Here is a 13,930-nt window from a genome sequence, read left to right on the forward strand (position 1 = left end):
CACCAATAAAACCTATAGCGCTACCAAACGGGAGTTTCTGTGAATTTTCTGCCGCAGCTTTTGCGTTATGCAGCGCTGATATTACTGCTAAGCGCGGTAAGTGTACCAGCTACCACACTGCTGCGACCTCTGACACCCGATCACGGCTTATCGCAAGGCAGTATTAATGACCTGCTATTGGATCAGGACGGCTTTTTGTGGCTGGCCACCGCCGGTGGCTTAAACCGCTATGACAGCAATCAGGTAGTACAACTGAGCAGCGCCGACTATGGCCTGCGTGAAGTGGCCTTCAGCAAGCTGTTGCAAACCCGCGACAACCATATTTACGCCGCCACCGAGACCGGTGAGCTGTATCATTATGACCGTGAATCCGGCCTGATGACCCTGCTTAGCCAATTGACGCAGCAGCATGAAACGCTGCGCTATGCCAATATCGTTGGCTTAGCCGAACTGGATGCTGACACTCTGCTGCTTACCAGCAGTAGTGCACTGTTTCAGGTGTCACGCCACAGCGGCAGCAGCAGTAAACTGCTGGATTTGGCTGATATTGGCCAGCCCGACGGCTGGTTGCGTAACCTTTATGTTTACCAACACTATGTTTTGCTGGCGGCCTTTAATGGTGTGATTATTTATGATTTGAACAGCAACAGCCACCAGTATCTGCATCATGTTGATCCCAACCAGAGCAATGCTGATCAGCAACATGTAAAAGTGCTTGATATACAACATGATAAGCTATGGATTGGCACAGTAGAAGGCTTATACAGCGTCTCAGTACAGCAGCTACTGGACTTCTTGCAGCAGCAAACGCCGTACCAGGTTAACACCGAGATTCCCGGCTTTAATATCTGGCAATTGCTGTGGCAGAACAACGAAGCATTGATACCGACAGAGCTTGGCTTATATCGCTTTACCCCCGCTACCGGCGACACCACAGCACTGCTTGCCTTTAGTGATGCCGGCCTTGGCCTGGCGGATAACAGTATGCTGGATATCGTTGCCGATAAAGACGGCGGTTACTGGCTGGCATCACGCGACGACGGCGCCTACTACTGGCACCCGCGTAGCAGAGCATTCAGCCAGCTCGGTTATAGCAGCACCGCTAGTAATGGCCTGAGTAACGATAAAGTGTTCAGCCTGCTGCAGGATAACGGCACTTTATGGGCAGGCACCGCCAACGGCCTGAATAAAATTCAGCTAAGCGATAATACAGTGCGTAGCTATTTTGTCTCAAACGACCCTAAAGCCGTCTATCACAACGGTACTGTGCTGCAAATTATGCCTGCCGGTAACAACCGCTACTGGCTGCATACCGGTACCGGGTTAAAACTGTTTGATGGCCAGACTGCACAATTATTACCACCGCCATTACAGCAGCCAGAAGATGCCAAATTACTGAATGAGCGCAGCGGCGGCTATTATGCTGACAAGCATTACCTGTATTTTTTCCGGCAAAGCAAACTGCTGCGCTATAACACCCAGGATGGCGTAATAGAGGATCTGACGGCAAAATTTATCCCGGCAGCAATAGACAATGGCGCCATTATTTTTGCCGCCCTGCAAGGCCGGCACACTGGCCTGCTGGTTGGTGTGCCGGATGAAGTCTGGTTGTGGCAACCTGACACCGGCAACCGCCAGTTGTTGTACCGCCACCCTAACTACCTGCCACAATCAAACCGTATTGCCGATACTGCCATCGTTGATCGCTTTAACCGCTTATGGCTGGGCATATCAGGCATAGGTTTGCTGGGTTTTGATGCCGATAGTCTGCAGTTGCAGCACCGGTTTAACGTGGCTGACAGCCTGCAGTCTGATGCCGTGTACAGTTTGCAGCAAGACGCCTATGGCGATATCTGGTTTTCATCACACAAGGGACTGGCGCGGCTTAACACCACACAACTACAGGTTGAACTTTTTACCCGCGACGACGGCGTGGCTACCCATGAATATAACAGTGGTGCTGTTACCCGCCTGGACGATGGCCGGCTGGTTTATGGCGCAATGCGCGGCCTGACACTGGTACAACCGGCATTATTACAACAGGCACCGGTCACACCAGAAGTGATTATTACCGGTATCAGTGTGCTAAGTGGCGACCTTAAACCGCGTTATAGCAACCTCAATGGCCGCCATTTTAGCCTGTCACATCAGGATTTGGGGATCACGCTGCAATTTAGCGCCATGAGCTTCAGCCGTAACCACAAAATGCGCTACCGCTACTGGCTAAGCGGTGCCGGCGATATTCAGTACCCGGTGCAAAGTAAGAATGAGGTGATATTTCCGCAATTAAACCCCGGCAAGTATCAGTTTCATGTCGTTGCGCTGTCACCGGATTCAGGAGCAGAAAGCCCAGCTGCCACACTGTGGTTAACAATTCAACCGGCGCCGTGGCAATCTGACTGGGCAATAGCGGCCTATCTGCTATTAGCCTTATTTGCAATTTACAAATTGTACCGATTTCGCCGCCGTCAACACGCTGAAGTCAGGCTGGCCCATCAGAAAGTGCAGCAAAGCGAGCAGCGTTTAAAGCAGGCGTTGCAATCTGTAAACAGTGGCGCCTGGGAATGGCGTGCCAGTAACAATCAGCTTTTTGCTGCCCGTATTCACACTATGCTGGGGTATCGCGAGCAAATGAACCCACTGACGATGCAGCAGCATATGACGTTAATTCATGCAGACGACAAGATCAATTATGCCAGCCAGTGGCAACGCTTTTTACAGGAGCCGGCCAGCGGTTTTGACTGCACCTACCGCATGCAGCATCAGGATGGACACTGGCTGTGGTTTCGCGATCAGGGCAAAGCCACAGACGTCAATAGCGACAATAAAGTCCTCAAAGTTATCGGCACGTTCAGCAATATTACCGAAACCCGTGCTAACCAGGAAAAGGCCCGGCTGTTTGGTGAAGCCTTTCAGCAAACACGGGATTGGGTGGTTATTCTGGATAACCGGCAGCGGGTATTAGCGGCTAACCAGTCATTTGCTGCCGCCTTTGGCAATATGGAGCAATACTTAGATAAACCACGCACCCATCATCTGGGGATCAGCCTGGTGCGGCGCCGGTTCTACACCAAGCTATTAAAAGCAATGCAAAGTGGCGAGCATTGGCAGGGCGAAGAGCAGGTGATCACGCCTGATGGCCGGGAGCGGCCAACGCTGATCAATATCAGCGCTATTGGCGAACAACAGCAACAAACCTTTTTCGTGTTGGTGTTTACCGACATAACAGCGCAAAAACATGCTGAAGATGAGCTGCGTTATCTGGCTAATTATGACGCCCTTACCGGCCTGCCAAACCGCGCCCTGTTGATGGACCGCATTTACCACGGTATCGATCAGGCTAAGCGCGATAAACGCTCCTTAGCCCTGTGTTTTATTGATCTGGATAAATTTAAACAGATTAACGACTCACTGGGCCACGATATCGGTGACTTACTGCTAAAAGAAGTCGCCAGACGGCTAACCCTGACCTTACGCGAAAGCGATACGGTGGCCCGCCTTGGCGGTGACGAATTTGTTGTCCTGCTGGAAGGCTACAAAGCGGAAGATAATATCAGCCATGTCGCGCGTAAAATGCTGTCGGTTGTTAGCGAACCTATGTCACTGGCCACGCACACCGTTGGCGTGTCACCCAGTATTGGTATTGCCGTTTATCCGGACGACGCCCTAAACGCCGGCGAACTGCTTAAACATGCCGATGTTGCCATGTATCACGCCAAAGAAGCCGGGCGCAATAACTTCCAGTTTTTCACTGCAGAGATGAACGAAAAAGCCCATATGCGGCTGGCACGGGAAACCCGGCTGCGTAAGGCATTACACAATGATGAGTTTATTAATTTTTACCAGCCGATAATCAACAGCCAAACCCGCCAGGTCGTCGGTGCAGAAGTTCTGTTACGTTGGCAAAGCAGCGAAGGCATAGTGTCACCGGCCGAGTTTATTCCATTGGCGGAGGAGCTTAGGTTAATTATTAATATGACACAGGCACTGCTGGAGCGGGCGTTAACCGATTTACGCCAGTGGCATGACGACGGCCACTTATTGTACTTGTCAGTAAACCTGTCAACCCAGCATCTGGAACAACCGGCGCTGGCCGACTATGTGCGGGAGTTATTGCAAAAGCATCAGCTGTCTGCCAGCTACCTGCGTTTTGAAGTCACCGAAAGCGCCCTGATGCGCGACCATCAAAGTGCCATTGAGACCATGCTGGCGCTAAGCGATCTGGGCGTGCAGCTGGCACTGGATGACTTTGGCACTGGCTATTCGTCATTAAAATACTTAAAAGAGTTGCCAATAGACGGTATTAAAATTGACCGCAGCTTTGTGCAGGATATTGGCATTGACAGCAGTGATGAAACCATTATCGAGGCCATGCTGAGCATGGCCAACAGCCTGGGGATGTATTGTGTGGCCGAAGGGGTAGAAACCGAGCAACAACTGGCGTTTTTCAGCCGACGTCATTGCTATCTGATCCAGGGCTATCTGTTTGCTAAACCTATGCCCGGTGCCACCATGTTGCAGTTTTTACAGCAGGAGTTTCAAAATATTTAAACCGCTGCGTCAGGTGGCGGCACTGGCGCGATAATTTCTGCACCAGCGGGCTCAGCCTGCAACTGCACTCTGCTATACTGCACTGCCCTGTGTATTGCTGCGGACCACTATGTTATCGCCTTTAGTTAAAGGGGCCTTGCTGTTACTGCTGGCCGAAGCCTGCTTCGCCGGTATCGGTGCCGTGGTAAAGTTTACCAGCAGCACTGCATCTGAAGCCCAGGTGGTATTTTTCCGCAACTTCTTTGCTCTGCTGTTGATGCTGCCGTTTTTATACCGCCACGGTTTTAGCCTGCTAAAAACCAAGCGCTGGTATTTGCACCTTAGCCGCGCGTTAACCGGCATCATCTCTATGTACTGCTTCTTTTATGTACTGGCCCGTCTGCCGCTGGCGCAAGGTATGCTGGTATTGCTGCTATCGCCGTTTATCGTGCCACTTATTGCCCGCTTTTGGTTAAAAGAGCGCCCCAGCCGGGTGACCTTATTTGGCATTTTATTGGGCTTTATCGGCGTAATGCTGGCGCTGCCCGGCGGCACGGGCACAGCCAATGCCATTATGCTGATTGGCTTGCTGTCGGCCGTGCTGGTGGCAGTCACTAAAACCACTATCCGTTATATGTCGGATACCGAACCGGCAGTGCGTATTGTATTTTATTTTTCACTGCTGACCGCCGTGCTGTCAGCGATACCACTGCCATTTTACTGGCAGCCGCTAACTCACGACGTTTGGCTGGCCTTTATCGCTATGGGGGTTCTGGCGGCCATTGGGCAGCTGGCGATGACCCGCGCCTACGCTATCGCACCGGCCAGCGACATTGGCATGTGGACCTACAGCAGCGTGATTTTTGCTGGTTTATTTGGCTATTTGTTCTGGCAAGAACCGGTAACCATGGCCTGGTTTGGCGGCGTGCTGGTGATTTTCTACGCCGGCTATATCACTACCCGGCAAAGGCTGTTGTGACGGATCTACAGCTGAAGCCAAAAGGTCGGAATCGGTTTACTCTAAGGCAACCGTTGCAGGCCAGGATGGCCGAATCGAGCCCCCACGGATGGGTTTACGGCGTGTTGACGTGAGTAAACCGATCTCGGCCTCTCTCAGGAATAGTCATTTTAAGCCAGTGCTGGCAACGCAGGCTCGAACAGGCTAAAATACGCTCCCTTTTTTCCAAGTGACAATACAGGTAACAACACGCAATGGGCAAAAAGCTGCACATTAAAACCTGGGGCTGCCAGATGAACGAATACGATTCATCGAAAATGGCCGACCTGCTGGACGCCACTCATGGCTTTACCCTGACCGAAGAAGCAGAAGAAGCAGACGTTATTTTGCTCAACACCTGCTCTATTCGTGAAAAAGCCCAGGAGAAGGTATTCCATCAGCTGGGGCGCTGGCGTCCACTTAAGGAAAAAAATCCGAATTTAGTTATCGGTGTTGGCGGCTGTGTCGCCTCACAGGAAGGCGCGGCTATTCGCGAACGCGCGCCTTACGTTGATATTGTGTTTGGCCCGCAAACGCTGCACCGCCTGCCCGAGATGATTAATGCTGTGCAGGGCAATAAATCACCGGTAGTGGACGTATCCTTCCCGGAAATTGAAAAATTCGACCGCCTGCCCGAGCCTCGCGCTGAGGGCCCCAGCGCCTTTGTGTCAATTATGGAAGGCTGCTCAAAATACTGTACTTTCTGCGTGGTGCCCTACACCCGCGGTGAAGAAGTCAGCCGGCCTTTAGATGATGTACTGTTTGAAATTGCCCAGCTCGCCGAGCAAGGCGTGCGCGAAGTCAACCTGCTGGGGCAAAACGTAAACGCCTATCGCGGTGAAAAATTTGACGGCAGCATCTGTCATTTCTCAGAATTATTGCGTTTGGTAGCGGCTATCGACGGCATCGACCGCATTCGCTACACCACTTCGCATCCGGTTGAATTTACTGACGACATTATCGAGGTTTACCGTGACGTGCCTGAGCTGGTTGATCACCTGCACCTGCCGGTACAAAGTGGCTCCGACCGTATTTTAAACCTGATGAAGCGTGGCCATACCGCACTGGAATATAAAGCGCAAATTCGCAAGCTGAAGAAAATCCGGCCGAATTTAAGCATGTCATCTGACTTTATTATCGGCTTCCCCGGTGAAGACGATACAGATTTTCAGGCGACAATGGACTTAATCGCCGCCATCAACTTTGATATGAGCTTCAGTTTTATTTACAGCGCCCGCCCCGGTACGCCAGCCGCCGACTTGCCGGATGACGTTAGCGAAGAGGCGAAAAAACAGCGTTTGTATATCCTGCAAGACCGCATTAACCAGCAAGCGCTGAAGATTGCCCGCAGCATGCTCGGCACTGAACAGCGTATTCTGGTTGAAGGCCCGTCGAAAAAAGACATTATGGAGCTGACCGGCCGCACTGAGAATAACCGGGTAGTGAACTTTCAGGGCACGCCGGATATGATTGGTCAGTTTGTCGACGTGAAAATTACCGATGTATTCAGTAATTCCTTACGCGGCGAGCTGATACGTACCGAGCGTGATATGGGGCTGCGCCGTGACACCGCACCACAACAAATTCTGGCGCGACAAAAAGCGGAACCCGCTGCCGATGCCCTGGGCGTGGCCAGCTTTACACCTTAACTTTCCCGGGGGCCTTGTGGCCCCCTTTTGCACTGAGGCCGGCTTTTGAGCACACCTTTACATACTGCAGAATTCACACTGGACGGTGCTGACAACAGACGCTTAACCCTGTTATGTGGCCCTTTTGATGATAACTTAAAGCATGTCGAGCGCCGCTTGCTGGTGGACATTAGCCATCGCGACAATCAGCTGAAAATTACCGGCCCGGCCGATAACGTTGCCGCAGCGATGGATGTACTGCAGCAGCTGTATAGCGCCACCGCTGCGCCGGACAGTGAGTTAACGCCGGAGCAGGTACATTTAGTGATCAGTGAAAACTACGATATTCAGTATCAGCAAGCCGATGGTGAGGCACGCGATTTTAGCCTGAAAACCAAAAAAGGCTTAATTAAACCACGTAACCCGAACCAGGCCAGCTATGTTGGCAATGTGTTAAGCCATGATGTCTGCTTTGGCATAGGCCCGGCCGGTACCGGTAAAACCTATTTAGCCGTGGCCTGCGCGGTCGATGCGTTAGAGCGCAATTTGGTGCGGCGTATTATTTTAACCCGGCCAGCGGTGGAAGCGGGCGAAAAGCTCGGCTTTTTACCCGGCGATTTGGCACAAAAAGTTGACCCTTACCTGCGGCCATTGTACGACGCCTTATTTGAGATGCTCGGCTTTGAAAAGGTCGAAAAGTATCTGGAGCGCGGCATTATCGAAATAGCGCCGCTGGCCTACATGCGCGGACGCACCTTAAATGATGCCTTTATTATTCTCGATGAAAGCCAGAACACCACGGTAGAGCAAATGAAAATGTTCTTAACCCGGATTGGCTTTAGCTCTAAGGCAGTGATCACCGGTGATATTACCCAGGTTGACTTACCGCGTGGCCAGTATTCCGGCTTAAAACACGCTATCGACGTCCTCGGTGACGTGAACGAGATTAGCTTTAACCATTTTACCGCCAAAGACGTGGTGCGCCATCCGATAGTACAGCGTATTGTTATGGCCTATGAAGCGCATGAAGCGGCCAAACTGGCCGCCACTGCGGCCGCTAAGGGCGAATAATGGCCATAACTCTGGATTTACAGCTGGCTTCAAGCGCCGCTAATTTACCCACTGAAACCGAGATCCAACAGTGGCTGGACGCGGCTATTTTGCCGTTTCAAGCGGATGCCGAAGTGACGGTGCGGATAGTGGATAACGACGAAAGCCAGCAACTTAACCACAACTACCGCGGCAAAGAGAAGCCAACCAATGTGCTGAGCTTTCCGTTTCAGTGCCCACCGGGTATTGAGCTGCCATTACTGGGCGATTTAGTGATCTGCGCACCGGTGGTGGCACAGGAAGCCGCCGAGCAAAATAAGACCTTAAACGCACATTGGGCACATATGGTGGTGCATGGCAGCTTGCATTTACTCGGCTTTGACCATATAAATGACGACGATGCCGCGCAAATGGAAGCCGAAGAAGTCACCATATTGCAGCAACTTGGCTTTAGTAACCCCTATTTGTTGGATGACGAATAGGATTTCTTTGTCTTTTGGAGTAACAGTTCACCCATGAGTGACGACAATCCCCACTCTAGTCGCGGTTCTGCCGGTAAATCCTGGCTGGAGCGAATAGCCAGTATATTCAGCGCAGAACCACAGGATATTTCAGATTTACAGGACATCATCAGTGAAGCACAAATGCGCGACCTGATTGATATCGACACCAAAAGTATGCTGCACGGTGTACTGGACGTTTCCAGCATGCGTGCCCGCGATATTATGATCCCGCGCTCGCAAATGGCCACTATCGATATCGACGACAGTGTGACCGACATGCTGCCGATCCTGCTGGAAAATAATCACAGCCGCTACCCGGTGGTCAACGAAGATAAAGATCATATCGAAGGCATTTTGCTGGTAAAAGACTTACTGCAATATGCGCTGGACCCGACCATGACCGACTGGCATCTACGCGACTTACTGCGCCCGGCGGTGATCATTCCGGAAAGCAAAAGGGTTGATGCGCTGCTCAAAGAATTCCGCCAAAAACGTTACCATATGGCGATTGTCGTCGATGAATACGGTGGTGTGTCTGGCCTGGTAACCATTGAAGATATTTTGGAGCAAATCGTCGGCGAAATTGAAGATGAGCACGACGACGAAGAAGAGCATGACATCAAAAAAATGGCGTCACGGGTATTTCAGGTTAGTGCTCTGACGCCACTGGACGAGTTTAACGAATCATTTAATACCGCCTTTGACGAAGAAGACGCCGACACCATTGGCGGCATAGTACTGCATGCTTTTGGCCATATGCCGGCCAAAGGTGAAAGCATTGAGCTGCAGGGCTTAACCTTTAAGGTCAGTAAGGCTAACAGCCGCCGCTTAGTGCAACTGCAGGTGATCCGCGCCAAAGAGAACGCTGTGGCAGAGGAAAGTTAAGCCGTTGCGCGCAGTCGTTTCCCACAAACTACAGGCGTTATTGCCGCAGCTGGTGTTAATGGCAGCTGGCGGCAGTACCACCCTGGCGTTTGCACCTTTTACCCTGTGGTGGTTGCCCTTATGTACGGTGGCCTTGCTGGTATTTTGCCTCAACCGCGCAACGTCGGCGCGCAGTGCAGCACTGACGGGGTTTAGTTTTGGTATCGGCTGGTTTGGCGCTGGCATCAGCTGGGTTCACGTCAGCATCGCCGAGTTTGGTGGCCTGCCATTGGCAGGCAGTTTAGCCCTGATGGCGCTGCTGGTAGCCTACCTGGCGCTGTTTCCGGCCTTTGCCAGCTGGCTAAGTTATAAACTACGCTACATACCAGTTATGCCGTTGTTGTTTGCCGCCTGCTGGACCCTATCCGAATGGCTGCGCAGCTGGTTACTAACCGGCTTCCCGTGGTTGTCGCTTGGCTACAGTCAAACCAGCCATGGCCTGACCGATTTTGCGCCCTTGCTGGGCGAAACCGGTATCAGCTTTCTCCTGGTGTTTGCCGCAGCCTCCATTGCACAGCTGTTTAGCCACAGCGCCCACATCAGTCGCTATGGCTATATTATTATTGCCGCTGCACTGTTTGTTATCAGCCCGATGTTAAGCAACTTTAATGGCTGGCACTACAGTGAGCAGCAGCTTTCGGTATTGCTGGTGCAAGGCAATGTAAAACAAGAACTGCGCTGGGTTCCCGAGCAAGAACAACCCACCATGCTGAAATATATGGACTTAACCCGGCCGCATTTTCAAACCGATTTAGTCATCTGGCCCGAGGCGGCCATTCCAAGGCTGGAGCCACTGGCTGAAAATTATCTGGACAACCTCAACCGCGCCGCCCTTTATGCCGATACGGCGGTGATCAGCGGCATTCTGGACTACAACTTTCACACCCAGCAAGCCTGGAACAATCTGATTGTGTTGGGTAAACGCTACCCAGACTCGACCGATGGCGATTATTTTTATGGCCACGGCAACCGCTACAGCAAACATCACCTGCTGCCGATTGGCGAGTTTGTACCCTTTGAAAGCGTGTTGCGCCAGCTGGCACCGATTTTCGATTTACCCATGAGCTCGTTCAGCCGCGGCAGTTATGTGCAGCCTAATCTGGTGGCGAATGGCTTTCACTTGCTACCGGCTATTTGCTTTGAAATTGCGTTTCCATCTCAGATAGCTGCCAATATGACCGCCGACACTCAGCTGCTGCTAACCGTCAGCAACGATGCCTGGTTTGGCGACAGCATAGGCCCACACCAGCATTTACAAATTGCCCAGATGCGGGCACTGGAGTTTGGCCGGCCGCTGCTGCGCGCGACAAACAATGGTGTTACCGCAACCCTTGCTGCCGATGGCAGCATCAGTAAGCGTCTGCCGCAGTTTAGCGCAGCGGTACTACAAGATGAGCTAACACTAACCGTTGGCAGCACGCCCTACAGCCGCTTTGGCAGTGGGCCATTAGCCCTATTATGCGCCATTATCTTACTGGCAGGCGCCGTGCTGCAACGTCGTCGTGCAGCAACAGCATAAAGCCAGCAGACTGCTAAACATCTAACCTTATTTATTTCTACACGCCTTAGAAAAACCAGCTTAATTACAATTTGTAACAGATATTTAGTTAACCAATTTCACGAAAATCACATAAATCAGCCGTTTTCGGGAACTTTTTCGAACAGATTGCAATAGTTTTTTTTCTGTGGCAAAACAGTCAGCATGCTGAATAAAACAGCAATGCGATAAAGCACCAACAGAGTGCGACCAATAACAAGTAAAATCAGCAACCATGACTGATTAAAGCAACATCCAGAGGAAGTAAGTTAATGAAATATAATAAATTGTCCACAATTGCGACTGCCACCCTGCTGGCAATGGGTTTTACCGCTGCAGCCGCAGCGTCAGATCGCGTCATTATTCAGGTTGATAACAGCAAAAAAGGCGTGGTTAAAGCACTGGCGAAACAGCTGGGCGGTGACGTAAAAGTGGATGCCGATGGCTTTATTGCGGCACAGTTTAGCGGCAAGTCATTAAGCGAAATCAAAGGTTTGTTAAACAACCCACATATTAAACTGGTAGAAGAAGACGTTGTGCGTAAGCCACTGGCTATCTATAACGATGACCTGGGCAACCCTATGACTGAGCAGTTAACACCTTATGCGGTGTACCAATCTCAGGCAGATCAGGTAGCCTTAAACTTGGGCGCTGGCATGAAAGTTTGTGTTATCGACTCAGGTTTGGACCGCTCAAACGTAGATTTCGACTGGGGCAATATCACCGGTGATAACGACTCAGGCACAGGTAGCTGGGATGTTGCTGGCGGCCCACACGGTACCCACGTCGCCGGTACTGTCGGCGCTGCCGATAACGGCGTTGGCGTAGTAGGTATGGCACCTGGCGTAGCCATGCACATTATCAAAGTATTTAATGCTGAAGGCTGGGGTTACTCTTCTGATCTGGCCTATGCGGCACAAAAATGTACCGCGGCCGGCGCTAACATTATTACCATGAGCCTGGGTGGCGGCGGTGCTAACAGCACAGAATCCAATGCCTTTGCTACCTTTACCAACAACGGTGGCTTAGTATTAGCTGCAGCCGGTAACGATGGCAACAACGTACGTTCATACCCTGCTGGCTACCCATCAGTAATGATGATCGGTGCCAATGACGCCAACAATGCCATTGCCGATTTCTCGCAGTTCCCAAGCTGCACTTCAGGTTCAGGTAAGCGTGCCACCACAGACGAAAAGATCTGTGTTGAAGTGACCGCTGGCGGCGTTGATACCCTGTCTACCTACCCGGCTGACGGCGCTACCTCATCATCACTGTACGCAGGTAGCACCGCTTTTGCCTCGTCTGCAATGGAAAATGCCGGCTCAGCAACAGCCAACACCTATTTTATGGGTTTAGCTACTGCAACAGACAGTGGCGCTGCTGGTAAAGTGTGCGTCATTGATCGTGGTACTATTTCATTCCATGACAAGGTGAAAAACTGCGAAAACTCAGGCGGTGTTGGCGCTGTTATTATCAATAACGAAGCCGGTATGCTGTATGGCACTTTAGGTGAAGGCACAGCTAATACTACATCTATCCCGGCAGTAGGTGCTGCACAGGAAGACCGTTCAGCGCTGTTAGCGGCCAGCACGATGACCGTCACCATCGAAAGCAGCGACTACGGCTATATGAGCGGTACCTCAATGGCCACACCTGCCGTAGCCGGTGTAGCGGCACTGGTATGGTCAAACTTCCCAAGCTGTAGCGGTACTGAAATTCGTAACGCGTTAAAAGCCACAGCACAGGATGCTGGTGCTGCCGGTAAAGACGTGTACTTTGGCTATGGTATTGTTAAAGCTAAAGCGGCATACGACTATCTGAGCGTTAACGGCTGTACAGGCTCTGGCGGTGGTGACACCGGTGGCGACACTGGTGGTGATACCGGCGGCAGCTGTAAAGGCGGCCCGAGAAAATGCGGTTAATTTGTTAAGTTGACAACAGCCGGCCCAGTGCCGGCTGTTTTGTTTTTAACGACTAAATTTGTTAACAAAACAGCTTGAGAACCCGGCTCAGTAGGGTAGACTAAAAGCACGCTAATGCTTTGCCGGCCTTTAAGATGACCTTACTGCACAACATCAGCCGCACCTTGCAGCGCCGTCGTAACACTACCTGGCACGCGCTGGGGTATGACACCACGGTCAGAGCGGAAACCGCCGCCGATATTGACGCCATCGCCAACCTGACACGCCACGCCTTTAACAACGAAGCCGAAGTAAAGCTGATCACTAAACTGCGTCAGGCGCAGGATGACTGCGTCGCCCTGGTTGCCGAGCAACATGGCAAGGTAGTCGGACATATACTGTTTTCACCGGCGACGCTGGAGCATTATCCGGATACCCGCCTCATGGTATTGGCGCCGATGGCCGTCAGCAATGTGCTGCAGCACCAGGGCATTGGTTCGGCATTAGTCCGCGCCGGGCTGGAGCAGTGCAAAAAAAGGGGCATTCAGGCAGTAGTGGTGCTTGGGCATCCGGCTTACTACCCCAGGTTTGGTTTTGTACCGGCCAGTGGCTATGGCATCCGTTGCCCGTGGCCGGTGGCAGACGAGGCCTTTATGTTGCTGGAACTAACCGACGGGGCTGTCAGGGAAAAAACCGGCCAGGTGCTGTACCACCCGGCGTTTGCTGAACTTTAATCGCTCTCTTATCCGCTTGATGACTATCACCGATACGAATTCCGGGTTGACAACGTTCACCATAGTCACGAAAATTCACACCCAATTACCCACACATTAACTTTTAATTCAAAATAAGGTCGCAGG

Annotated in this window: 9 protein-coding genes; all 9 read left to right on the plus strand. The window is 51.7% G+C overall.

The window, feature by feature from the left end:
* Window positions 1-39: 39 nt before the first annotated feature.
* The 9 genes from EYB30_RS10540 (at window position 40) to EYB30_RS10580 (ending at window position 13,804) form a co-directional block, all read left to right on the plus strand.
* The gene (locus tag EYB30_RS10540; RefSeq protein WP_166838875.1) at window positions 40-4,551 is read left to right on the plus strand and encodes an EAL domain-containing protein; all 4,512 of its coding nucleotides are present in this window, start codon (window positions 40-42) and stop codon (window positions 4,549-4,551) included.
* A 109-nt stretch (window positions 4,552-4,660) separates the two neighbouring features.
* Window positions 4,661-5,509, plus strand: coding sequence for a DMT family transporter (locus EYB30_RS10545; RefSeq protein WP_166838876.1), 849 nt, complete (start codon window positions 4,661-4,663; stop codon window positions 5,507-5,509).
* Between the two features lie 233 nt (window positions 5,510-5,742).
* Entirely contained in the window at window positions 5,743-7,176 is a 1,434-nt protein-coding gene (miaB, locus tag EYB30_RS10550; RefSeq protein ID WP_166838877.1) for a tRNA (N6-isopentenyl adenosine(37)-C2)-methylthiotransferase MiaB, read from the plus strand.
* Between the two features lie 45 nt (window positions 7,177-7,221).
* The gene (locus tag EYB30_RS10555; RefSeq protein WP_166838878.1) at window positions 7,222-8,226 is read left to right on the plus strand and encodes a PhoH family protein; all 1,005 of its coding nucleotides are present in this window, start codon (window positions 7,222-7,224) and stop codon (window positions 8,224-8,226) included.
* Window positions 8,226-8,687 (plus strand): rRNA maturation RNase YbeY, encoded by a 462-nt coding sequence (gene ybeY / locus EYB30_RS10560; RefSeq protein ID WP_166838879.1) that lies wholly within the window; start codon window positions 8,226-8,228, stop codon window positions 8,685-8,687. The genes EYB30_RS10555 and ybeY overlap by 1 nt, the downstream gene beginning before the upstream one ends.
* A gap of 33 nt (window positions 8,688-8,720) precedes the next feature.
* Entirely contained in the window at window positions 8,721-9,593 is an 873-nt protein-coding gene (locus EYB30_RS10565; RefSeq protein ID WP_166838880.1) for an HlyC/CorC family transporter, read from the plus strand.
* A 4-nt stretch (window positions 9,594-9,597) separates the two neighbouring features.
* Window positions 9,598-11,151 carry an apolipoprotein N-acyltransferase gene (gene lnt / locus EYB30_RS10570; protein WP_241698010.1) on the plus strand — a complete coding sequence of 518 codons (1,554 nt, stop codon included), beginning with the start codon at window positions 9,598-9,600 and terminating at the stop codon, window positions 11,149-11,151.
* Window positions 11,152-11,441: 290 nt separating this feature from the next.
* A complete protein-coding gene (locus EYB30_RS10575; RefSeq protein WP_166838881.1) occupies window positions 11,442-13,091 on the plus strand; it encodes a S8 family serine peptidase in 1,650 nt (549 codons plus the stop codon).
* Between the two features lie 134 nt (window positions 13,092-13,225).
* Window positions 13,226-13,804, plus strand: a complete 579-nt coding sequence (locus EYB30_RS10580; protein WP_166838882.1) for a GNAT family N-acetyltransferase — start codon at window positions 13,226-13,228, stop codon at window positions 13,802-13,804.
* Window positions 13,805-13,930: the final 126 nt, after the last annotated feature.

Origin of the sequence: Rheinheimera pleomorphica, from assembly GCF_011634895.1 — a bacterium.
Lineage (GTDB): Bacteria > Pseudomonadota > Gammaproteobacteria > Enterobacterales > Alteromonadaceae > Alishewanella > Alishewanella pleomorphica.

What these genes read in the sequence shown, in the direction of transcription:
- EYB30_RS10545 (WP_166838876.1), top strand. Translation starts at nt 4,661, where the DNA reads ATGTTATCGCCTTTAGTTAAAGGGGCCTTGCTGTTACTGCTGGCCGAA.
- miaB (WP_166838877.1), top strand. Translation starts at nt 5,743, where the DNA reads ATGGGCAAAAAGCTGCACATTAAAACCTGGGGCTGCCAGATGAACGAA.
- ybeY (WP_166838879.1), top strand. Translation starts at nt 8,226, where the DNA reads ATGGCCATAACTCTGGATTTACAGCTGGCTTCAAGCGCCGCTAATTTA.
- EYB30_RS10565 (WP_166838880.1), top strand. Translation starts at nt 8,721, where the DNA reads ATGAGTGACGACAATCCCCACTCTAGTCGCGGTTCTGCCGGTAAATCC.
- EYB30_RS10575 (WP_166838881.1), top strand. Translation starts at nt 11,442, where the DNA reads ATGAAATATAATAAATTGTCCACAATTGCGACTGCCACCCTGCTGGCA.
- EYB30_RS10580 (WP_166838882.1), top strand. Translation starts at nt 13,226, where the DNA reads ATGACCTTACTGCACAACATCAGCCGCACCTTGCAGCGCCGTCGTAAC.